Genomic DNA, 22,898 nt, shown 5'->3' on the forward strand with positions numbered 1-22,898 from the left:
TTACGCCGTGCGCCTGATATACACTTTCCTGTTGGCCTGGTGCCTCAGTTTCGGGGCGTACGCAGCGACAGCCCCGGATGCTAAACAGATAGCCCAGGAGCTGGAACAGGCGAAGGCGGCAAAGCCCGCCCAGCCTGAAACCGTCGAAGTCCTGCAGTCTGCCCTGAATGCGCTTGAGGAGCGTAATGCCTCCCTTGAGCGCGCCCGTCAGTATCAGGACGTTATTGATAACTTCCCCAAACTGTCGCAAACCCTGCGCGCGCAGCTCAACAATCTCAGCGATGAGCCGCGCCAGGTCTCCACTACCCTCTCCTCCGATGCCCTGAACCAGGAGATTCTCCAGGTCAGCAGCCAACTGCTGGAAGCCAGTCGTAAAGCTCAGCAGGAGCAGGACCGCGCCCGCGATATCGCCGACTCGCTCAACCAGCTGCCGCAGCAACAGAGCGATGCCCGCCGCCAGCTGAATGAGGTCGAGCGCCGGATCGGCGCGCAAAGCAGCAATACGCCGCTGGCGCAGGCGCAAAATCTAGGTTTACAGGCGGAGTCCGCGCGGCTGAAAGCGCTGGTCGATGAACTGGATCTGGCGCAGCTTTCCGCCAATAACCGCCAGGAGCTATCACGGTTGCGATCCGAGCTGGCGCAGAAAGAGAGTGAGCAGCTCGACGCCTGGCTACAGGCATTAAGAAATCAGCTCAATAACCAACGGCAGCGCGAGGCGGAGAAAGCGCTGGAAAGCACCGAGCTGCTGGCGGAAAACAGCGAAAACCTGCCGCCGGATATCGTGGCGCAGTTCAAAGTGAACCGCGAGCTGTCGCAAGCGCTAAACCAGCAGGCGCAGCGGATGGATTTGATCGCCTCTCAGCAGCGCCAGGCGACCAATCAAACCCTGCAGGTGCGTCAGGCTTTAAACACGCTCCGCGAGCAGTCCCAATGGTTAGGTTCTTCCAATCTGCTTGGCGAAGCCCTGCGCGCGCAGGTGGCGCGTCTGCCGGAAATCCCGCGACCGCAGCAGCTGGATACCGAAATGGCGCAGCTGCGCGTGCAGCGCCTGCGTTATGAGGATCAGCTCGGCAAGCAGCCGCAGCTAAGACAAATTCGTCAGGCCAACGGTGAACCCCTCACCAGCGAGCAGAACCGCATTCTTCAGGCTCAGATGCGCACGCAGACAGAGCTGCTCAACTCCCTGCTGCGCGGCGGCGATACGCTTATGCTCGAACTAACCAAGCTGAAAGTCGCCAACGGCCAGCTGGAGGATGCGCTCAAAGAGATCAACGAAGCGACCCACCGCTATCTGTTCTGGACCTCCGACGTCAGCCCAATCGGCTTCTCCTGGCCACTGGAGATTGTTCAGGATTTACGCCGGCTGATCTCGCTCGATACCATGAGCCAGCTCGGTAAGGCCAGCATGATGATGCTGACCAGCAAAGAGACCCTGCTGCCGCTCTTCGTCGCGCTCATTCTGGTAGGGTTCAGCGTCAGCTCGCGGCGCCATTTCACCAGCTTCCTGGAGCGTTCCAGCGCGCGCGTCGGCAAGGTTACGCAGGATCACTTCTGGCTCACCCTGCGAACGGTGTTCTGGTCTATACTGGTGGCCTCGCCGCTGCCGGTACTGTGGATGACGCTGGGCTACGGTCTGCAGTCTGCCTGGCCTTTCCCGCTGGCCGTGGCGATTGGCGATAGCGTCACCGCAACGGTGCCGCTGCTGTGGGTGGTAATGATTTGCGCCACTTTTGCCCGCCCGAACGGTCTGTTCATCGCCCACTTTGGCTGGCCGCGCAGTCGGGTTAGCAAGGCGATGCGCTACTATCTGATGAGCATCGGGCTCATTGTGCCGCTTATTATGGCGCTGATTACTTTTGATAATCTCAACGATCGCGAGTTCTCCGCCTCGCTGGGTCGCCTCTGCTTTATGCTGATTTGCGGCGCGCTGGCGATGGTGACCCTGAGCCTGAAACGCGCCGGCATCCCGCTGTATCTCGATAAAGAAGGCAGCGGCGACAATATGCTTAACCGGCTGCTGTGGAATATGCTGCTCGGCGCGCCGCTGGTGGCAATGCTGGCGGCGGCAATCGGCTATCTCGCTACATCGCAGGCGCTGCTCGCCAGGCTCGAAACGTCGGTCGCCATCTGGTTCCTGCTGCTGGTGGTTTATCACATCATTCGCCGCTGGATGCTGATTCAGCGCCGTCGTCTGGCGTTCGATCGCGCTAAGCACCGTCGGGCGGAGATCCTTGCCCAGCGCGCGCGTGGTGAAGAGGAAGTCCAGCATACCAGCAGCCCGGAAGGTTCAATGGAAGCCGAGGTTAGCGAGGTCGATCTGGATGCTATCAGTACCCAGTCCCTGCGTCTGGTGCGCTCCCTGCTGATGCTGATCGCGCTGGTGTCGGTTATCGTGCTATGGTCAGAAATCCACTCCGCATTTGGCTTCCTGGAGAATATCTCGCTGTGGGACGTGACCTCCACGGTGCAGGGCGTTGAGAGCCTGGAGCCGATCACCCTCGGCGCGGTGCTGATTGCTATTCTGGTGCTGATTATTACCACCCAGCTGGTGCGCAACCTGCCCGCTCTGCTGGAACTGGCCATCCTCCAGCATCTGGAACTGACGCCGGGCACCGGCTACGCCATCACCACCATCACCAAGTATCTGCTGATGCTGATTGGTGGTCTGGTCGGCTTCTCGATGATTGGGATTGAGTGGTCGAAGCTGCAGTGGCTTATTGCCGCGCTCGGTGTAGGTCTCGGTTTTGGTTTGCAGGAGATCTTCGCCAACTTCATCTCCGGCCTGATTATTCTGTTTGAAAAACCGATACGCATTGGCGATACGGTCACCATTCGCGATCTCACCGGTAGCGTGACGCGCATTAATACCCGCGCCACCACCATCAGCGACTGGGACCGTAAAGAGATTATCGTGCCGAACAAGGCGTTCATCACCGAACAGTTCATCAACTGGTCGTTGTCGGATTCTGTAACCCGCGTGGTGTTAACAGTGCCTGCCCCGGTGGATGCCAATACCGAAGAGGTGGCGCAGATCCTGCTAAATGCCGCGCACCGCTGTTCGTTGGTTATCGATACCCCGGCGCCGGAAGCGTTTCTTGTTGACCTGCAGCAGGGGATCCAGATTTTCGAGCTGCGTATCTACGCCGCCGAAATGGGTCACCGTATGCCGCTACGCCATGAGATGCATCAGCTGATTCTGGCCGGATTCCGCGAGCACGGTATCGATATGCCGTTCCCGCCGTTCCAGATGCGCCTGGAGAGCATCGATGGCAGAAAAAGCAGCAGGGCGCTGACCTCGGCAGGGAAAACCAGTCGCGCGCCCGGCAGTCTGTAATATCGGCCTTGCCTGAACGCGGGCAAGGCCAGAACTGTCGCACTCCCGGACAATCAACCATACCGCCGCACATCGGCGGTCATCCCGGTCAATATCCTGCGGGAAAGCGGAAAGAAAGATCAGGCGCGGTCGACGGTAAACGAGATAACGTCGCCGATGCTTTCTGCGCCCAGCGCCAGCATCACCACCCGGTCAACGCCCAGCGCTACGCCGGAACAATCCGGCAGCCCGGCTTCCAGAGCGGCCAGCAAATGATGATCGATTGGCTGCTGCGGCAGTCCGCGAGCCGCACGCTTGCGGTTATCCTGCTCAAAACGCTGCCGCTGTTCTCGGGCGTCGGTGAGCTCATGAAAACCATTAGCCAGCTCAATGCCTTTGTAATAGACCTCGAAACGTTCCGCTACGCGATGATCTTCGGTGCTGATTTGCGCCAGTGACGCCTGGCTGGCCGGGAAATGATAGATAAACGTCGGACGATCTTTACCAATATGCGGCTCGACGCCCATGACAAAAAGTAGCTGAAGCAGCGTGTCCCGATCCTCTTCCGTATCGGCAATATTGCTCAAATCGAGCTTAGCCGCCACTTCGCGCAGCTGCGTTTTATCTGCCGACAGCGGGTCGATTTCCAGATGACGCAGGAAGGCTTGCTGATAAGAGAGGCTTTCGGCCGGCTGGCAGTCGAGTACCTGCTGTAGCAGATCGTCTACTTCGTTGATTAGCCGGTACATGTCATAGCACGGACGATACCACTCCAGCATGGTGAATTCCGGATTATGGTGGCGCCCCATCTCTTCATTGCGGAAGCTACGGCATAGCTGAAAAACCGGGCCGCAACCGGCCGCCAGCAGGCGCTTCATGTGATACTCCGGGCTGGTCATCAGATACAGATTCAGCCCCTGAGAATGACCCGGTCCTACGAAACGCGTTTCAAACGGGACCATATGGATATCCGTCACCGTCGCCTGACTCATGCAGGGCGTCTCCACCTCCAGCACGCCGCGGTCGGTAAAAAAACGACGAATTTCCGCCATCACCGCTGCACGTTTTAACAGGTTTGGAATGGATGCGCTCGGCTGCCAGGTTGCCGTTTCGCTCATGGTACTTTCTCCGATTTGAAACAAGGGCCCGAAGTCTACTCGTAACTGGCGAATGAAACAAATTTTGTGCGAAAAGGCAAAAGCGTCACATACGCTTAATTTATTGATAACCCAAAAACATACAGTGGATAGATAAACAACCGCACATAACGATAAAAAAATCGAACACGTCAATTTTCCCTCATAACCCTGCGGCTATACTCCTTACCTATAAAGGAGCAGTGATACGTTTTCGCCAGCCCGGCGGCGAAATAAACAAAAACTGGAGGAATGTCGTGCAAACTTTTCAAGCCGATCTTGCCGTTATTGGCGCAGGCGGAGCAGGTCTTCGTGCTGCAATTGCCGCCGCGCAAGCTAATCCAAATGCTAAAATCGCTCTAATTTCAAAAGTCTATCCTATGCGCAGCCATACCGTTGCTGCTGAAGGGGGTTCCGCTGCCGTCGCGCAGGATCATGATAGCTTTGAGTACCATTTCCACGATACTGTTGCAGGCGGCGACTGGCTATGCGAACAGGATGTCGTCGACTACTTCGTTCATCACTGCCCGACGGAAATGACCCAGCTTGAGCAGTGGGGTTGTCCGTGGAGCCGCCGCCCTGACGGCAGCGTCAACGTCCGGCGCTTCGGCGGTATGAAGATCGAGCGAACCTGGTTCGCAGCCGATAAAACCGGCTTTCATATGCTTCACACCCTGTTCCAGACCTCGCTTCAGTTCCCCCAAATCCAACGCTTCGACGAACACTTTGTCCTCGATATCCTGGTCGATGAAGGTCAGGCGCGCGGTCTGGTCGCGATGAATATGATGGAGGGTACGCTGGTACAGATCCGCGCCAACGCGGTAGTTCTGGCGACCGGCGGCGCAGGACGCGTATATCGCTACAATACCAACGGCGGGATCGTCACCGGCGATGGTATGGGTATGGCGCTCAGCCACGGCGTACCGCTGCGCGATATGGAGTTCGTGCAATATCACCCAACCGGCCTGCCGGGTTCCGGTATTCTGATGACGGAAGGCTGCCGCGGTGAAGGCGGTATTCTGGTCAACAAGAATGGCTACCGCTATCTGCAGGATTACGGCATGGGCCCGGAAACTCCGCTGGGCGAGCCAAAAAACAAATATATGGAGCTGGGTCCGCGCGACAAAGTCTCCCAGGCTTTCTGGCACGAATGGCGTAAAGGCAACACGATCCCAACGCCGCGAGGCGACGTGGTCTACCTCGATCTGCGTCATTTGGGCGAGAAAAAGCTGCTTGAACGTCTGCCGTTTATCTGTGAACTCTCAAAAGCCTACGTGGGCGTCGATCCGGTGAAAGATCCCATTCCGGTACGTCCAACCGCGCACTACACCATGGGCGGTATCGAAACCGACCAGCAGTGTGAAACCCGTATTAAAGGGCTGTTTGCCGTTGGCGAATGCTCTTCTGTCGGTTTGCACGGCGCTAACCGTCTCGGCTCCAACTCGCTGGCGGAGCTGGTGGTGTTTGGTCGTCTGGCCGGCGAACAGGCCATGCAGCGCGCCACCGAAGCGGGCGAAGCCAATAGCGCCGCGCTGGACGCGCAGGTCGTCGATATCGAGAAGCGCCTGAAGGACCTGGTGAATCAGGAAGGTAACGAAAACTGGGCGAAGATCCGTGATGAAATGGGTCTGTCGATGGAAGAAGGCTGCGGCATCTACCGTACGCCGGAGCTCATGCAGAAAACGGTTGATAAGCTGGCCGAGCTGCAGGAGCGCTTCAAGCGCGTGCGTATCACCGACACCTCCAGCGTGTTCAATACCGACCTGCTGTATACCATCGAACTGGGTCATGGTCTGAACGTCGCCGAATGTATGGCGCATTCCGCCATCGCGCGTAAAGAGTCCCGCGGCGCGCATCAGCGTCTGGATGAAGGCTGCACCGAGCGTGACGACGTCAACTTCCTCAAGCATACCCTCGCCTTCCGCGACGCCAACGGTAATACCACTCTGGAGTACAGTGATGTGAAAATCACCACTCTGCCGCCGGCAAAACGCGTGTACGGGGCGGAAGCGGAAGCAGCCGAGAAGAAGGAGACGACGAATGGCTGAGATGAAAAACATGAAAGTCGAAGTGGTGCGCTATAACCCGGAAGTGGATATCGCACCGCACAGCGCTTTCTATGAAGTTCCCTACGACGAGCAAACCTCGCTGCTGGATGCGCTGGGCTATATCAAAGATAACCTCGCGCCGGATCTTAGCTACCGCTGGTCCTGCCGCATGGCGATTTGCGGTTCCTGCGGCATGATGGTGAACAAAGTACCAAAGCTGGCCTGTAAAACCTTCCTGCGCGAATACACCAAAGGCATTAAGGTTGAAGCGCTGGCTAACTTCCCGATTGAACGCGATCTGGTGGTCGATATGACCCACTTTATTGAAAGTCTGGAAGCCATTAAGCCGTACATCATCGGCAACCCGCGCACGCCCGATCAGGGACCAAACAAGCAAACGCCGGCGCAGATGGCGAAATACCATCAGTTCTCCGGCTGCATTAACTGCGGCCTGTGCTACGCGGCCTGCCCGCAGTTTGGTCTTAATCCGGAGTTTATCGGCCCGGCGGCGATCACCCTCGCCCATCGCTATAACGAAGACAGCCGCGACCACGGTAAAAAGGAACGTATGGCGCAGCTTAACGGCCAGAATGGCGTATGGACATGTACTTTCGTGGGCTACTGCTCCGAAGTCTGCCCGAAACACGTCGACCCGGCGGCCGCGATCCAGCAGGGTAAGGTAGAAAGCTCGAAAGACTTTCTTATCGCCACCCTGAAACCACGCTAAGGAGTGCAGTATGACGACTAAACGCAAACCCTACGTGCGGCCGATGCCGTCCACCTGGTGGAAAAAGCTGCCGTTTTATCGCTTCTATATGCTGCGTGAAGGAACAGCGGTCCCCACGGTCTGGTTCAGTATCGTGCTGATCTACGGGCTATTCGCGCTGAAGCACGGTGCTGAGAGCTGGGCCGGGTATATCGGTTTTCTGCAAAATCCGATTGTCGTGATTCTGAACCTGATCACGCTTGCGGCCGCGCTGCTGCATACCAAGACCTGGTTTGAGCTGGCACCGAAAGCTGCCAATATTATCCTCAAAGGCGAAAAAATGGGGCCAGAGCCAGTGATTAAAGGGCTTTGGATCGTCACCGCGGTCGTCACCGTAGTGATTCTGTTTGTCGCCCTGTTCTGGTAAGGAGGCTGGAATGATCAATCCTAAACCAAAACGTTCTGATGAGCCCGTATTCTGGGGGCTGTTTGGCGCTGGCGGCATGTGGGGAGCAATTGTCGCTCCTGTCATCGTACTGCTGGTAGGTATTATGCTGCCGCTGGGCCTTGCGCCCGCAGATGCCTTCAGCTACGAACGCGTGCTGGGCTTTGCCCACAGCTTCATTGGCCGTGCGTTTATTTTTCTGATGATTGTGCTGCCGCTATGGTGCGGACTTCATCGTATTCACCATGCGATGCACGATTTAAAAATTCACGTACCCAACGGTAAGTGGGTCTTCTACGGCCTCGCGGCGATTCTGACCGTCGTCACGCTGGTCGGGATATTGTTCATCTAAACCGCTGCTTTAACCTCGACTGCGGCAAGCCCGGGAGCAGGATGTTACCGGGCTCTCTTCTCAAGAAAAATCTGCCGCATTTTTCCTGCCTGAATCTACACTTAGCTTAAAACTGGCAAGGAAATAACTATGCGTCTGCTCCCCGTCATGGCGGTTGTTGCCGCTTCATTTCTGCTTATCGCCTGTAGCACGCCGACGCCGCCTACCGGCGTCACCGTGGTCAGCCCATTCGACACGCAACGCTATCTCGGTACCTGGTATGAAATCGCCCGTTTCGATCACAATTTTGAGAGTGGCTTAGAAAAGGTCACCGCAACGTATAGCCTGCGCGATGATGGTGGGCTGAACGTGGTAAACAAGGGATATAACCCCGACCGGGGTATGTGGCAGAAAACCGACGGCGTCGCTTACTTTACCGGCGATCCCACGCGCGCCGCGCTGAAGGTCTCATTTTTCGGCCCTTTCTATGGCGGCTATAACGTCATTTCACTGGATAAGGATTATCGCTATGCGCTGGTTTGTGGGCCAGATCGCGACTATCTCTGGCTACTGGCGCGTGCGCCGAAAATCCCGCCGGAAGTGAAGCAGCAGATGCTGGATATCGCCAGCCGGCAGGGATTTGACGTGAGCAAGCTCATCTGGGTCAATCAACGCTATTAATGAGCGCTCATTTTCAGGCCAATGATGCCAATGACAATACATGCCAGGCTGGCAATGCGCATCGGGCTGGCGGATTCTCCTAGCAGGATAATCCCCGTGACCGCTGCGCCAACCGCGCCAATACCGGTCCAGACGGCGTAAGCCGTTCCCACGGGCAGCGTTTTCATCGCCCATGATAAAAGCGCCATACTGATAACCATGGCGGCAATCGTAATTACGCTCGGCACAAGCCGACTAAAACCATGGGTATACTTCAGGCCGACTGCCCAGACAACTTCCAGCAGCCCCGCGATAAACAGAATTAACCAGGACATAAGGCTCCTTTGATGGGGCCGTCCCCAGATGTGGAACGCTTACGGGTCGTCCCGCAAGGTAGATGATAATCCGCGGAAATAATACACGATGTCGCTAAAGAGAGGAAGAACGGTACGACCACGGCCGTACCGCCATGGTCTATTGCTGAGCTTTGGTTGCAGCGCCAGAAATCGCATCGCCGCCATCTGAAATATCCTGACCGACACCGCGCGTGGTGTTACATCCGGTCAATGCTGAGGAGAGGACCAAAACCGTAAAGACCGCTGCAATCGCTTTTTTTACCATGATGTTATCCTTAATTTACCAGTTTTAGTTATCGTGCCTTATAAGCATAGACAACCTGGTTCAGGATGAGGGAATCTCAACGTTTTTTCGGAGAAAAAGAGGTTTAAGGTATTAAGTCAGGAAAAGAAATGGATTATGAATGAGGATTTCCTGATGAAATCAGGTTAGCTGGCAGCGTGAGAAATAGCATGACCCAGGCTTTGGATATCCTCACCCACGCCGCGAGCCGTATTGCATCCGGACAGAAGGGCGCAGCTAAGAAATAATAATACCGGAAGCGTTAATTTATGAGCCATCTTCCCTGCCTGCAGTTACGCCGGTAGAGGGCGCAGCGAAAGGCTGCGCCAACCGTCTCAGCGCATCGATTACTTCACGCGGGATACGTATTCGCCAGAGCGAGTATCCACTTTGATGACTTCGCCAATCTGAACGAACAGAGGAACTTTAACCACTGCACCAGTGGACAGGGTAGCCGGTTTACCGCCGGTGCCAGCAGTATCGCCCTTCAGACCTGGATCGGTTTCAACGATTTCCAGCTCAACGAAGTTCGGCGGGGTAACGGAGATCGGCTGACCGTTCCACAGAGTAACGATGCATTCAGCCTGATCCAGTAGCCATTTAGCATTATCACCAACGGCTTTAGAATCTGCGGCCAGCTGTTCAAACGTCGAGTTGTTCATGAAGTGCCAGAACTCACCGTCGTTGTACAGATAAGTCAGGTTCATATCGACAACGTCTGCGCCTTCAGCAGAATCTGTAGACTTGAAGGTTTTCTCTACGCGGGTACCGGTCAGCAGGCGGCGCAGCTTAACGCGCGCAAAAGCCTGGCCTTTGCCCGGTTTAACGAATTCACTGGCTTCAACTGCATAAGGTTCGCCGTCCATCATGATTTTAAGACCGGCACGAAAATCGTTGCTATAGTAAGTCGCCATAAGGCCCTCTGAAACTTTGTTAATTGGTAGCTAAGCCACAAAATGGCGCATATTGTAACCCTAAATACCCCATCCAGAGAAGATTGGTTAACGCAACTTGCCGATGTTGTGACCAGTCCCGATGAACTGCTGCAGCTTTTAAATGTAGACGCTGATGCGAATCTATTGGCAGGACGCGACGCTAAGCGCCTGTTCGCACTGCGTGTCCCACGGGCATTTATTGCTCGTATGGAACCAGGAAATCCAAACGATCCTCTTCTCCGTCAGGTACTTACCTCCCAGGAGGAGTTTATTCATGCTCCAGGATACTCCACCGATCCGCTGGAAGAACAGCATAGCGTTGTGCCAGGTCTGCTGCATAAATACAGCAACCGCGCTTTACTGTTGGTGAAAGGCGGCTGCGCGGTAAATTGTCGATATTGTTTCCGTCGGCACTTCCCGTACGCGGAAAACCAGGGCACGAAGCGCAACTGGCAGAAGGCTATGGAATACATCGCGGCTCATCCAGAGCTGGATGAAATTATTTTTTCCGGCGGTGACCCGTTAATGGCGAAGGACCATGAACTGGACTGGCTGCTTACCCAGCTGGAATCCATTCCACATATTAAACGCCTGCGCATCCACAGTCGGTTACCCATTGTGATTCCTGCGCGGATTACCGATACCCTGGTTGCGCGCATCTCTGCATCTTCGTTGCAGGTGCTGCTGGTGAACCATATTAACCATGCCAACGAGATCGATACCGCGTTTCGTAGGGCAATGAAGAGCCTGCGTATGGCTGGCGTCACCTTACTCAATCAAAGCGTACTGTTACGCGGTGTGAACGATAATGCGCGCACGCTCGCCGATCTGAGCAATGGGTTGTTCGATGCCGGGGTTATGCCTTACTACCTGCATGTTCTGGACAGAGTGCAGGGAGCGGCGCATTTCATGGTCAGTGACGAAGAGGCCCGGGCAATCATGCGCGAACTACTCACGCTGGTCTCCGGCTATTTAGTCCCTAAACTTGCACGGGAAATCGGCGGAGAACCAAGCAAGACGCCCCTGGACTTAGGATTGAAGCAACGATAGCGAATCCGTCTGCCGGGCACTGCCTGGCAGACTACCTGTTGCTAATACTTACTGGTGTATAAATACTGACGCTTTATAATTTTCGTAGAACCAGTAATTATTCTTCCAGGGGAGAGTAAAGCGAATATAAAAGCAAGCGGTTAATCCATTCATTATTACTTACAAAAAAAGAGAAAGAATGTTTGCGGCGGTCATCACCAATAACAGAGGCAAAATCCACCCGGGTAATTTAAATACTGTTGTTTTATCGTCTGTGGAAATTTTTTGCGCATCTTCGCGGACAGCGGAATTATTCATCACATTTTTCTCAATCGGAGGCGAAGAGGTGCTTGCGGTAACCTGCACATTTTCAGAGTTTTCCGGTTCCTTTTCTTCCGAGCGTAAGAATGAGGCAATATTTGAGCCTGCCGCGAGAACAAACCCGCGCTGCCTGACTGTAACAATAATATCTTGCGATAATCCTGCTTTCACTAACGACTTTCTTAACAATGATATGTTTTGATAAAAAGTATTCTGCGAAACGACAACCCCTCTGGTTTTCCAGACACTATCCAGAAACTCTTCTCGGGATATAATTTTCCCATTGCTTTCCAGTAAAAGTTGCAGGCAGCGTGCAGTCGGCGCGTTCAGCGTCACGCTCTCACCCTTTTCCCCCACGGGCTGCAACTCATTCATATTTACATTAAAAATAACTTCATTGTTAATGATATATTCATTGAATATCATAATCCCTTTCCTCCCTCACCATTCCATATGAAACAAAGATGAATTAAATTCAAATTCATCTTTAGCTATCACAGTACATCCCTTTAAGCCTGCCAGATTAGATAATTTCAAAGAAAAATCCCAGCTCTTCCCAGAGCAAAGATAAGATTATCATGATATTTGAACCAAAGGGAAGACTGATTTACAACTATACCTTCCAGGCACACTCATTATTATCTACGAAATCTGCTTGTGAAATTGCAACCTTCAATAAACAGAGTTTAAATTCAAACAGAATTCACATGCATTTTATCAGTCCTGCACTTAGATTTGTCACCGCTCCGGCACATTACGCTCTATGTATACCAGGTATACAAAATGCGGCGGCAGGAGAATGATAACGATAGCGATCGGGCAGACATAGCAGAATGTTAGTTATTACCTATCAGACTAATTAACATCTTCGTCTTGACGCTATTCAGGACTTTAGTATCTATAAATGGATTAAATAAATGAAAAAAACAATTGTAGCTGTAATGGTTGCTGCTTCTGCAGTTCTGAGTGCTCAGGCTTTCGCGGCAGGGAACAGTTCTTCTCTGACTATTCTGGGTAACGTTACCGACACCGGCGAATCCTGTAACGTAACGCCGTCCGCTATGATTTCCGGCGGTTCTTTAACTCTGGACGATGTTAAAGCATCTGTACTGGACGCAATGGCAGTTAACACTCCGTATATGTCAACTGCAAAAGACATTGAGTACAAAATCGAAGATTGCCAGAAAGGTGCAACTAATTACACCGGTAACATCAACGTGACCGTAACCGGCGACTATATCAGCGGCCAGGACAACGTGCTGACCAACACGGCTGCCAGCCCGGCAACTAACGCTGCGGTTACCGTAGTGAACACCGACGGCACTCGCGTAAGCTTCACCGGTACGACTCCAAAAGTTGTTGCTTATACCGCGGGTACCCCGTCTTACCTGCGTTATAAAGCTGCATACGTTAAAACTGCAAACGGCGTTACCGATGGTGCAGTTAAAGGTGTAGCCACCTTTACTATTAGCTACTAATAAGTACAACGGGGTTTGCCTCAGGCAGGCCCCGTTATTTTTTTATTCAGGGAATGAATTATGCTGAAGTCATTATTAAGATTAGCTGCAATTTCTTTTATTTCTGTCAGCTTTGTGGCCCAGAGTGGAGTCGTGGTTGATTCAACCCGCCATCTTTATAAAGAAGGTTCGCGAGAAATCAGTACGAACATTGAAAACAAAGATGACACGCCTTATTTAATTAAATCCTGGGTAGAAGCGTCTGAAGGAATGAAAGATAGCTTTTTTATGGTGACTCCCCCGCTTTTCCGCCTGGAGGGCAAGCAAACCAACACGGTACGTATTTTTCCTAACGCGTATATCTCTAAAGCCCCTCAGGATCGTGAAACTGTCTACTTCTTTAACGTAATGTCTATTCCGCCAACCAGCGACAGTGAAGCTGACAAAAACAAGCTGCAGCTGGCGGTGCGCCATAGAATGCGTCTTATCTATCGCCCTCGCGCCATTCAGGATATGAATATTAATACCGAAGCTAAAAATCTGCAGTGGCATAAATCCGGTAATAAGATAACGCTAAAGAATCCGACACCCTTTTTCATTTATTTTAAGTCGATAAAAATAAACGGCAGAGATATTAGCAACTCAGTCAATAACATTGATGCTTTTTCCAGCAAAGAATTTACTTTGCCTGCAGGTATAAATGGTTCAGAAATCGAGTGGAAGGTCGCCACTGATAACGGAGGCTCGGGTTCTGCCCACACATCATCGATTTAAATTTTTTTTGATTGGCCAGGGTGAAAAGTATGTCTATTTCTATAAAAAAAAGGGGAGGCGCGCTATCCGGAACCTCCCACACATTTTTCGTTCTTGTTCCTGCGCTAGCTCTCGGTTTATGCGCCAATGCTTTAGCTCGTGATTTTTTTGATCCCGCATTTATAAAATCAGTCGGTCAGAGCGACCCCTCTTCAATACCGGACTTATCCCTCTACGCCACCCGCGATGCCCAGGCTCCGGGGGAGTATCGCATTGACGTTATTTTAAATAACAGTCTGCAAGAAACGGCTGATATCCGGTTTGTGGAAAAAAAAGATCCAACAACAGATACGTTGAAATTAGTTCCCTGTTTAAGCATTGCTAAATTAACCAGCTATGGTTTGCGTGCTGACGCTTTTCCTGGCTTAAAAGAAGATGCGAATGGCTGCGCAGATACTCATGTTATTCCTGATTTCACCACCGATTTTAACTTCAATACTCAACAGCTGCTGGTATCCATACCGCAGGCGGCGCTGTCCACTATCGCGCAGGGTTTCGTTTCCCCAGATGAGTTTGACGACGGTATTAATGCCTTACTGACCAACTATCAGTTTAGTTCAGGCAAAGACTATGAAGCCAATAATGAGTATTACAATCTTAACTTACAATCCGGCCTGAACCTCGGGCCATGGCGCCTGCGCAATCTGAGTACATGGAATAAGTCAGCGGGGGCAAAGAGCGACTGGGATTCCGTATATCTCTATGCGCAGCGGAGCATTGTCCCGTTAAAAAGTACTTTAGTCATGGGCGAAAGCAGCTCGCTGTCGAGCATCTTTGACAGCGTGCCGTTCACCGGGATTCAGCTGGCAACCGACACGGACATGATTCCTGAAAGCCTGCGTGGATTCGCGCCCATCGTTCGCGGTATTGCCCGAACCAATGCGCGTATCGTCATCAAGCAGAATGGCTACCAAATTTACCAGGCTTTTGTCGCTCCGGGCGCTTTCGAAATTACCGACCTCTACTCAACCGGCGGCAACGGTGACCTTTACGTCACCGTCGAGGAGTCCGATGGCTCCCGACAAAACTTCGTGGTGCCCTACGCTTCTCTGCCATTAATGCTCCGGGAAGGCCAAATGGAGTATGAGATTACCAGCGGGAAATATCGTCCCTACGATGGCAACGTTGACGAGAAACCCTTTACGCAAGCAACGATCAGCTACGGCGTATTAAGCAATACCACTCTCTATACGGGCGTACAGGCGGCGGCCAATTACCAGGCGCTCGCTTTCGGCGCCGGGCAAAACCTCGGCGATATTGGCGCGGTTTCCGCCGATGTAACGGCGGCATGGTCTAAAAAGAAAGATGAAGAGAAAACGTCCGGCCAGTCATGGCGCATTCGCTACGGTAAAAATATCCTTGAAACCGGCACCAATATTACCGTAGCCGGCTACCGCTATTCGACCTCCGGGTACAATACGCTAACTGATGTGATGAATACCTATAACAACAGCTACGGCGGATATACGCCACACTCGCTGCGTAACAGAACCAATATTACCGTGAGCCAGAGCCTGGGTTCGGGACTAGGTAACCTTTCTGTATCCGGCATTTTTGAGGATTATTGGGATAGCAATCGCCGCAATAACTCGCTGAATATTGGCTATAACGGCGGGTTCCGCCGCTTTAACTATTACGCTGGCTATAGCTATAGCCGCTATAGCTGGGGAAATAATGGTTCCAGCCGTCACGTTGAGGATGACCATGTTGTTTCATTTAATATCTCCATTCCTTTAAGCGATTGGTTACCTAATGCCTATGCGACCTATAACGTGACCAACAGCAGTCCGGGTTCAACCGATCAGTATGTTTCTCTGAGCGGCGTCGCGCTGGAGAACCATAACCTGGACTGGAACGTCCAGCAGGGCTACAGCAATCGTGAAGATGCCAGCGGCGGCGTCTACGGCAACTATCGTGGTTCCATGGGTTCGGCTAACGCCGGCTACAGCTATGCCAAAAATAGTCAGTTAATTAACTACGGCCTGAGCGGCGGCGTGCTGGTTCATGCTGACGGAATAACATTAGGTCAGGAAATGTCTGAAACCGCCGTATTGGTTAAGGCGCCCGGCCTGAAAAACGTCCGTCTGGAAAACGACGCGACGATCGAAACGGACTACCGCGGCTATGCGATTATTCCTTACGTTACGCCATACCATCGAACCAGCGTGACCTTAGATAGCACGACTTTGGGAGATAATATGGAATTGCCAAATACGACGCAGAAAGTGGTGCCAACCCGTGCAGCCGTGGTACGGGCAAACTTCGCGGGCAATATTGGCCGCCGCGCGTTCCTTATTCTCAAGAGAGCGTCGGGTGAAAACGTTCCTTATGGCGCCACGGTAACGTTGACCACGGATAAAAACGCCCAGGCTAGCATCGTTTCTGATGGCGGTATGGTCTATTTGTCCGGCCTGAAAGATAACGGTGAAGTCTATGCTCAGTGGGGTTCAAAGAGCGGGCAGCAGTGTAAAGCGCCTTATAGCCTGGCTGCGGTAAATGAAGGTATTGCTCAGGCCACTGCGGTTTGCCAGTAACAGGGATGAATACAGACTATGAAAAAAATACTCCTTTTTATTAGTTTACTTTTACTTAATCAGACAGTAATGGCTGACTGTAATTACAACGGAACTGATGCTGCATTCAATGTTACATTCAGCCCAGCTAAAATTTTATCCGATTCAAGCCTGGCGCCCGGTAGCGTACTGGCAGTAAGAACGGTAGGCGGAGCGATTGCCAATGCAAAAACTTTTTATAACTGCAAGGCAAATGATATTTACGCCATTATCGCCACGCCCAGCGTCAATCTGGCGGCAGGCGTGACCGGTGTGCTCGGTGGACCGGTTTATGAAACAGGGATACCGGGTATTGGTTTTGAAATTTCGGAAGCAATTGCCGGCGCCAACGGCCGCCCCGTTCCGGCTACGTTAGGTACTGTTTCTGCCTATGGCCTTAGCGATCCCGGCGTGAAACAACTCACCGTCTGGCTGATAAAAACCAGGGACAATATTGATACGAGCTTCTCAGGAAAAAAAGAGATTTCGGTGTCCTATCGGGCGGGAAGCGTCAATCAGGTCAATGCTAATTCATCAATTGCCCGACTTGCCCAAGCCAACATCAAACTCGGCCCTTTCACTTACAGGGAAACAACCTGCAATATAAATCCACGAGGTGGGAGCACGGTCAATCTATCTAATATAGAAGCATCGCAGCTTAAAGCTCTCACTCAGGGCGGGGTAACTGGCAAGCAAAAAGACTTTACGCTTGACATTACCTGCCCTGACTCATCCGTTGGAACCAAATATACCTACTGGTTTAACCCTATAACCGAGAACTCAGCATCAAAAGATGGCGTACTGCTAAACTCCATCCCTGATACTATCGGAGGAGCCAAAGATGTTGGTTTCATAATTAAACAGGGTTCCAGCCCTATCACCTTTTTTGATTATAAAAACTACTCTATTGCCAGTATGAAAAAGAGCCAGTCTCTTACCTTCACTGCGGACTATTACAAGCTATCTAACACCATAACACCAGGTAGCGTTCGAGCTATATTTGAAATTATTCTCCAGGAAGAATAAAAAGCATCCAATAACATGAGTAACCCGATTGTAGTATACGGAACTCTTGTACCACTATTGATACCATTTTCTTAAGCCATAGACCAGAAAATGTAAGCGCTGGAATGTTCTCCAACCACTAAATACCGAGGAATTCAATTGTGAATTCCTCGTTCACAAATACATGAACAACTAAAATTCATCATTAACAAAAAAAAATCAATTGAAATCAAACTAATCATCTTTAAACTTTGTCGTGAAATGAAAACAGAGAATACTTACTGAATTCATTTCAAATAATTTAACCAACCACAAATAATATTAAGATTGTAAATATTATTATAAAAGCTCATTAAATAAGGAAAATTTATGAAGCAACTAACTGTTTTTGAAATGGAAGCTATTTCTGGTGGCTATTCTTGGGATATGTCTTCTATTGGTGGCATTCTCACCTCTTTGGTAAGTAATGCTGCCGAATTAGCAACTTCTGCAACACTAGGGGCATCAGTTGGCGGAATTTACGGTTCTATCATCGGAGGTCGTTGGGGCGGTGCTGGCGGCGGTATTCTTGGGTTTGGCGCAATCGGTCAGGGCGTCGGTATGGTTTGGGGCCTGGTTGTAGGTGCCATTGGATGCGGTGTTGCAGCCTCTGTTGTAGGATGGGACAAGACTTACGAATTAGCGATGGGGGCGATTGCTGGCTCTATTGACGGAACCTTGACCCCCTGGAATTAATATAAGCGTTTTAACTTAAGGCTTGGGTGACCAGGCCTTTTTTTACTTATTAATAAAAAGTGATTTGCATGTTAAAAAACATATATCGCAAGGAAGCGATTGAGTACAAAAAAATCCACTGGAAAGGAAAAGCATTATTATTAGCAGGCATTCCAGCGTGGTTAGTCACTCTTCTGGCATTTATTTTTCTTATTGCCATTGTACTTTCACTCATATTTTGCACCTTTACCCAGCGTATTGATGTACGCGGAGAGGTCATTACGCTCCCTCACTCCGTTAACGTCTTTGCCCCACAGCAGGGTTTTGTTGTGAATCTGCATGTAAAGGTGGGAGACATTGTCAAAAAAGGCCAACCGCTTTATGAACTTGACGTTTCACGTAATACGATCGGTGGCAACGTTAGCGCGGCTCAGATTGAAGTTATCAATGAAAAAATTGCTAACGCAGAAGATATTATAAGCAAACTGACGCGTAATAAGGCTGAAACGCTCGCGGCTCTTGAAAAACAGATTAAGACTACCAGCGCCTCGTTAACGGAAACCAACCGTATGCTGGCTAATACTCAGGTAGGCTTAAACAAAATGCATACCAACCTGGCCAGCTATGATAAATACTTAAAGGATGGTCTGATAACTAAAGATCAGTATAACTATCAGCACTCGCTATATTTTCAACAGCAAAGCGCCTATCAATCCCTGGTGACTCAAAAGATGCAGCTGGAATCTCAGCTCACGCAAACCAGCAGCGATAAAATCACCAAAGCAGCAGACTTTGATAATCAGATTTCAAGCCAGCATAACCAAATCAATGATTATAAAAATCAGCTGGTAGAATCGAACGCTAACGGTAATCTGATTATTAAAGCAACGACCAACGGTAAGATTGAATCGCTGGCCGTGACTAAAGGGCAGATGGTAGAGAACGGCAGCAGCCTGGCGCAGATCAAACCTACCGGTGATATTGAGTATTATCTGATCCTCTGGTTACCCAATAATACCATCCCCTACGTGAAACCCGGGGACACCATTAATATTCGCTATGATGCTTTCCCTGCCGATAAATTTGGCCAATTTCCAGGTAAGGTTGTTTCTATTTCCTCGGTACCGGCGTCACGTCAGGAGATGGCAGAATATACCAATGTCAGCAACGGAACTAATCAGCAGGAATTAGCGCTCTATAAAGCAATTATAAAAATCAAGGACAAGACCTTTAGCTACAATGGAAAAACGCTCACGCTCTCTAACGGTCTGAAGGCTCAGGCGGTAGTTTTCCTTGAAGAACGCCCGCTTTACATGTGGATGTTTACTCCTTTCTATAAGATGACGCAAAGCGTGAGTGGCCCGATCGATGAATAAAGAACTGTTTAAAACCATTACCGATAAGCTTAATTTCTCATTCCGTCATAAAACGCCGGTTATTTTACAGTCGGAAGCCGCCGAATGCGGTATCGCCTGTCTGGCAATGGTTTGCGGCTTTTACGGGCTTAATATCGACCTGTTCAACTTCCGCCATCGTTACGGTAGCCCTTCTCAGGGCGTTACGCTCATGTCGCTGAGCAAAACGGCGGAACATGCCGGTCTGAAAAGCCGGGCCCTCTCTCTGGATCTGGATGAAATCAAGCAGCTGAAGCTACCCTGTATTATCCACTGGGGAATGAATCATTACGTCGTGCTCACTAAGGTACGTAAAAACAGCTTTATTGTTCACGATCCGGCGCTGGGTAAGCGGGTTATTGGTATCCAGGAAATGTCCAATAACTTTACCGGCGTTGCGCTGGAACTATGGCCGGACCAAAACTTTCAGCAAGAACAGGCAAAATCACGCCTGCGTCTATTAGACCTGATGCGCAATATTGTGGGACTTAAATCGGTCCTGCTAAAAATCTTTGCCTTTTCGGTAGTGGTTGAAGCTATCGGCCTGCTATTACCTATCGGTACGCAGCTGGTGACTGACCATGTCATCATGGCGCACGACCAGAGCCTGCTTTCGGTTATCTGTATCGGCCTGGTCTTCTTCACGCTTTTCCGCACCTTTATTAGTATGCTGCGAGCGTGGACCTCATTAACGCTAAATACGCTGACGAACATCCAATGGAAAACCACGCTGTTCGATCATCTGACAAGCCTGCCGTTATCCTTTTTTGAAAAACGTCATTTAGGGGATATTCAGTCTCGTTTTTCGTCGCTGGATACTATCCGTTCCACCTTCACCAATAGCATTGTTACCGGCATTATCGACTCAATCATGACGATTGGCCTGCTGGTTATGTTAACGCTGTACGGCGGCTGGCTGGTTTGGGTCGTGATTGGATTCACCTTATGCTATGCCATCATGCGTTTTGCCACCTACAGCTTCTACCGTCGCGTTGCCGAAGAGCAGGTTATCAAGGGCGCACGCTCCAGCTCGCACTTTATGGAGTCCCTATACGGTATTTCCACCATTAAAGCGCTGAACTTAAAAGAGCGTCGTTCTCAGCACTGGTTAAATATCAACATTGACGCCTGCAATGCCGGTATCAAACAGACTCGCTTCGATATGATGTTTGGCGGTATTAATACTTTTATTACCTCCATCGATCAGGTCGCCGTACTCTGGCTGGGCGCGATCATGGTCATTGATAACAATATGACCCTCGGTATGTTTATGGCTTTTAACGCCTATCGTGGGCAATTCTCCCAGCGCGCATCAAGCTTGATCGACCTGGTCATGCAGCTGCGAATGCTGTCGTTACATAATGAGCGTCTTTCAGAAATTGTATTTAGCGAGCCGGAAAAAGAGCTGCCTGCACGCCGGGTTTTTGCAGAAAATACTGGCGTGAAATTAGAAGTGAAGAATCTCAGCTATCAGTACGATCCGTTCTCACAACCTATTTTTTCTAATTTAAATATTACCGTTGAGCCCGGAGAATCCATCGCGCTGGTTGGCCCTTCCGGCGTCGGTAAGACCACGCTGCTGAAAGTCATGTGCGGTCTGTTAGCGCCCACCAGCGGTGACGTGATAGCGGATAACCTTGATATTCAAAAAATTGGCATCAATAACTTTCGTCTCGGAACGGCCTGCGTCCTTCAGGAGGACCGCCTTTTCTCAGGCTCGCTTATCGATAATATCAGCGGCTTTGAAGATAATGCCGATATGGACTTTATCGTTGAGTGCGCACGCAGATGTAATATCCATGATGAAATCATGAAAATGCCGATGGGGTACGAAACGATTGTCGGCGAGCTTGGCTTAGGTATCTCAGGTGGACAAAAACAGAGAATTTTAATCGCTCGCGCGCTCTATCGAAAACCCAGCATTCTGTTTATGGATGAAGCCACCAGCCATCTCGACCTGAAAAATGAATCGGTCATTAACCAGTCTATCTCTGGTTTAAGCATTACCCGAATCATTGTTGCCCATCGGCCATCCACCATTGCCTCAGCCGATCGCATCATTGATATGTCACAGCTCCATATGCAGGCACCAGCGTAACCACCAGGAAAAGGAGATCCGTATGCAAGGAACATTTATTGGTTTTAATACCGCATCTATTAAATATGATGACAAATTTTTGGCTTTAATGCTCAAAGTCAAACTGAGTAATCAACTCTGTCAGTCTTATTATCTTCAGGCGCCGATTCTTGCGGATCTCCTGTTAGTTCTGCAGCACAGAATGGCCATCGTCCTGCAGCGCTTAAATGCTGAAGGTGAAAGTTATAAGAATGAACTGGTGGCCTTTAATGAACGCCTTATAGAAAATACACCGGCGATCGATATACCTGAAGTACAGCACCCTAATCCGGAAAGACGTATTATGTCGATAACGTTAAAACCCGGCGACACCTGGTCAACGCTCATTCTGGTGCTGCAAAATGAGCAAATTGCTACGCTGCGTATTGATGATATGCAAGTTGAAGCGCTGCTGGTGGGCATTCAGCAGTCTCTTAAACACACGGGAGATAGCGATCTGATTAATTATTTAACTTCCTCGCTGGAAGGCCTGATGCTTTATGCGGTGGATTTAACGAATACCAGCAACGTTGATTATCAGCAGTATCTTCAGGATGAATGGAAGCTCAATCTGTTTTCCCATTATCTCGGCGTGTTGTACTGTTGTGACACGGAGGAAGGGCGAAAAATCATCTCCGGCGCAGTGATTAAAACCAATGCCGCTCATCCATCAGAACAGGAAAATATCGTTGTAATGCGCTTAATTGAGAGAAGCCCAAAGCTGAAAGAAGTGCATACCCAGCGCCAGCCCAGCCAGATTTTTAGCCAAATCATCCCTTCTCAGCCAGGAAGAATGATGACGCTGGAGGAGTGTCTGCGTCCTTTGCATGCGTTCTACCAGCAAACTCAGGCGCAACTCAGCAAGCAATAAAAAGAGATCAAGAGGGTGCCTCAATTTAGGCAAGAGAGGCACCGGTTAAATCAGTTCGGGCACTTATAAACCTGGCCGTTCATTTGGCTATCGGTCGGCACAAAGCTGGACAGCAGATTCTGCGTCGGGCTGCTGACGCCGTAAATGACGTTGCCACCCATCTCTGCGGCCTTGTTACGCAGGGCGTTTGCCGCGCCGCGCATGGAGCCGCCTTCGTCACCATTCTGTCCGGACAGCCAGTTGCTCTGCGTGCCGCTTGCGGTACCTAACAGCTGGCATTCAGAACCTGGTTTATCTTCAACAAAGCGTACGTTCTGGCCACCAGAGGTCAATTCGTTGCTGGAGCTGCAACCTGCTAACAACAATGCTGCGCCGACAATCCCTGCTAAATATTTTACCTGCATGTTATTCCC

General features: G+C 50.8%; 22 protein-coding genes. 15 read left to right on the forward strand and 7 right to left on the reverse strand.

Annotated features, from left to right (window positions below; genetic code table 11):
- The first annotated feature begins 7 nt into the window (after positions 1-7).
- Positions 8-3,334 carry a miniconductance mechanosensitive channel MscM gene (gene mscM / locus KO1_RS15720; protein ID WP_017145089.1) on the forward strand — a complete coding sequence of 1,109 codons (3,327 nt, stop codon included), beginning with the start codon at positions 8-10 and terminating at the stop codon, positions 3,332-3,334.
- Between the two features lie 119 nt (positions 3,335-3,453).
- Here mscM and epmA read toward each other — a convergent pair whose 3' ends face one another.
- Complete coding sequence (gene epmA / locus KO1_RS15725) at positions 3,454-4,431, reverse strand: elongation factor P--(R)-beta-lysine ligase (protein WP_004117360.1); 978 nt, start codon at positions 4,429-4,431, stop codon at positions 3,454-3,456.
- A gap of 275 nt (positions 4,432-4,706) precedes the next feature.
- Here epmA and frdA point away from each other — a divergent pair, with 275 nt between their 5' ends.
- The 5 genes from frdA (at position 4,707) to KO1_RS15750 (ending at position 8,660) form a co-directional block, all read left to right on the forward strand.
- Positions 4,707-6,497: a fumarate reductase (quinol) flavoprotein subunit gene (gene frdA / locus KO1_RS15730; RefSeq protein WP_026055996.1), complete on the forward strand. Its 1,791-nt coding sequence runs from the start codon at positions 4,707-4,709 to the stop codon at positions 6,495-6,497.
- On the forward strand, positions 6,490-7,224 hold the full coding sequence (locus tag KO1_RS15735) for a succinate dehydrogenase/fumarate reductase iron-sulfur subunit (protein WP_004109180.1): 735 nt from the start codon (positions 6,490-6,492) through the stop codon (positions 7,222-7,224). The genes frdA and KO1_RS15735 overlap by 8 nt, the downstream gene beginning before the upstream one ends.
- Before the next feature lie 10 nt (positions 7,225-7,234).
- Positions 7,235-7,630 (forward strand): fumarate reductase subunit FrdC, encoded by a 396-nt coding sequence (frdC, locus tag KO1_RS15740; RefSeq protein ID WP_004117355.1) that lies wholly within the window; start codon positions 7,235-7,237, stop codon positions 7,628-7,630.
- Between the two features lie 10 nt (positions 7,631-7,640).
- Positions 7,641-8,000, forward strand: a complete 360-nt coding sequence (gene frdD, locus KO1_RS15745) for a fumarate reductase subunit FrdD (RefSeq protein WP_004109192.1) — start codon at positions 7,641-7,643, stop codon at positions 7,998-8,000.
- 129 nt (positions 8,001-8,129) lie between these two features.
- The gene (locus tag KO1_RS15750) at positions 8,130-8,660 is read left to right on the forward strand and encodes a lipocalin family protein (protein WP_004109193.1); all 531 of its coding nucleotides are present in this window, start codon (positions 8,130-8,132) and stop codon (positions 8,658-8,660) included.
- Here the strand turns inward: KO1_RS15750 and sugE are convergent.
- The 4 genes from sugE to efp all read right to left on the reverse strand — a co-directional run bounded on the left by sugE (position 8,657) and on the right by efp (position 10,192).
- Positions 8,657-8,974 carry a quaternary ammonium compound efflux SMR transporter SugE gene (sugE, locus tag KO1_RS15755; RefSeq protein WP_004109196.1) on the reverse strand — a complete coding sequence of 106 codons (318 nt, stop codon included), beginning with the start codon at positions 8,972-8,974 and terminating at the stop codon, positions 8,657-8,659. The two genes, KO1_RS15750 and sugE, sit on opposite strands and share 4 nt — an antisense overlap.
- A gap of 139 nt (positions 8,975-9,113) precedes the next feature.
- Entirely contained in the window at positions 9,114-9,260 is a 147-nt protein-coding gene (gene ecnB, locus KO1_RS15760; RefSeq protein WP_004109200.1) for a lipoprotein toxin entericidin B, read from the reverse strand.
- A gap of 164 nt (positions 9,261-9,424) precedes the next feature.
- Positions 9,425-9,556 (reverse strand): entericidin A/B family lipoprotein, encoded by a 132-nt coding sequence (locus KO1_RS27350; protein WP_016809373.1) that lies wholly within the window; start codon positions 9,554-9,556, stop codon positions 9,425-9,427.
- Between the two features lie 69 nt (positions 9,557-9,625).
- The gene (gene efp, locus KO1_RS15765) at positions 9,626-10,192 is read right to left on the reverse strand and encodes an elongation factor P (protein ID WP_004109203.1); all 567 of its coding nucleotides are present in this window, start codon (positions 10,190-10,192) and stop codon (positions 9,626-9,628) included.
- A 42-nt stretch (positions 10,193-10,234) separates the two neighbouring features.
- Between efp and epmB the strand changes: the two genes are divergently transcribed.
- The gene (epmB, locus tag KO1_RS15770; protein ID WP_017145090.1) at positions 10,235-11,263 is read left to right on the forward strand and encodes an EF-P beta-lysylation protein EpmB; all 1,029 of its coding nucleotides are present in this window, start codon (positions 10,235-10,237) and stop codon (positions 11,261-11,263) included.
- Positions 11,264-11,422: 159 nt separating this feature from the next.
- Here the strand turns inward: epmB and KO1_RS15775 are convergent, their stop codons facing one another.
- Complete coding sequence (locus KO1_RS15775) at positions 11,423-11,989, reverse strand: winged helix-turn-helix domain-containing protein (protein ID WP_024273612.1); 567 nt, start codon at positions 11,987-11,989, stop codon at positions 11,423-11,425.
- Positions 11,990-12,480: 491 nt separating this feature from the next.
- Between KO1_RS15775 and KO1_RS15780 the strand changes: the two genes are divergently transcribed.
- From KO1_RS15780 to yjeJ, 8 genes are all read left to right on the forward strand, one after another.
- Positions 12,481-13,041 carry a fimbrial protein gene (locus tag KO1_RS15780; RefSeq protein WP_004117347.1) on the forward strand — a complete coding sequence of 187 codons (561 nt, stop codon included), beginning with the start codon at positions 12,481-12,483 and terminating at the stop codon, positions 13,039-13,041.
- 60 nt (positions 13,042-13,101) lie between these two features.
- A complete protein-coding gene (locus tag KO1_RS15785; protein WP_024273611.1) occupies positions 13,102-13,794 on the forward strand; it encodes a fimbrial biogenesis chaperone in 693 nt (230 codons plus the stop codon).
- A 29-nt stretch (positions 13,795-13,823) separates the two neighbouring features.
- Positions 13,824-16,367 (forward strand): fimbria/pilus outer membrane usher protein, encoded by a 2,544-nt coding sequence (locus tag KO1_RS15790; RefSeq protein WP_004109216.1) that lies wholly within the window; start codon positions 13,824-13,826, stop codon positions 16,365-16,367.
- Positions 16,368-16,385: 18 nt separating this feature from the next.
- Positions 16,386-17,411, forward strand: coding sequence for a fimbrial protein (locus tag KO1_RS15795; RefSeq protein ID WP_004109219.1), 1,026 nt, complete (start codon positions 16,386-16,388; stop codon positions 17,409-17,411).
- 348 nt (positions 17,412-17,759) lie between these two features.
- On the forward strand, positions 17,760-18,125 hold the full coding sequence (locus tag KO1_RS15800) for a hypothetical protein (RefSeq protein ID WP_004109222.1): 366 nt from the start codon (positions 17,760-17,762) through the stop codon (positions 18,123-18,125).
- 68 nt (positions 18,126-18,193) lie between these two features.
- Positions 18,194-19,480 carry an HlyD family secretion protein gene (locus KO1_RS15805; protein ID WP_004109226.1) on the forward strand — a complete coding sequence of 429 codons (1,287 nt, stop codon included), beginning with the start codon at positions 18,194-18,196 and terminating at the stop codon, positions 19,478-19,480.
- On the forward strand, positions 19,473-21,596 hold the full coding sequence (locus KO1_RS15810; protein ID WP_004109230.1) for a peptidase domain-containing ABC transporter: 2,124 nt from the start codon (positions 19,473-19,475) through the stop codon (positions 21,594-21,596). Before KO1_RS15805 ends, KO1_RS15810 begins: the two co-directional genes overlap by 8 nt.
- 22 nt (positions 21,597-21,618) lie before the next feature.
- Positions 21,619-22,485: a YjeJ family protein gene (gene yjeJ / locus KO1_RS15815; protein ID WP_004109233.1), complete on the forward strand. Its 867-nt coding sequence runs from the start codon at positions 21,619-21,621 to the stop codon at positions 22,483-22,485.
- 50 nt (positions 22,486-22,535) lie between these two features.
- Here the strand turns inward: yjeJ and KO1_RS15820 are convergent, their stop codons facing one another.
- On the reverse strand, positions 22,536-22,889 hold the full coding sequence (locus KO1_RS15820) for a DUF4156 domain-containing protein (RefSeq protein ID WP_004109236.1): 354 nt from the start codon (positions 22,887-22,889) through the stop codon (positions 22,536-22,538).
- Positions 22,890-22,898: the final 9 nt, after the last annotated feature.

The organism is Klebsiella oxytoca NBRC 105695, from assembly GCF_001598695.1.
In the GTDB taxonomy this organism is placed as follows: domain Bacteria; phylum Pseudomonadota; class Gammaproteobacteria; order Enterobacterales; family Enterobacteriaceae; genus Klebsiella; species Klebsiella oxytoca.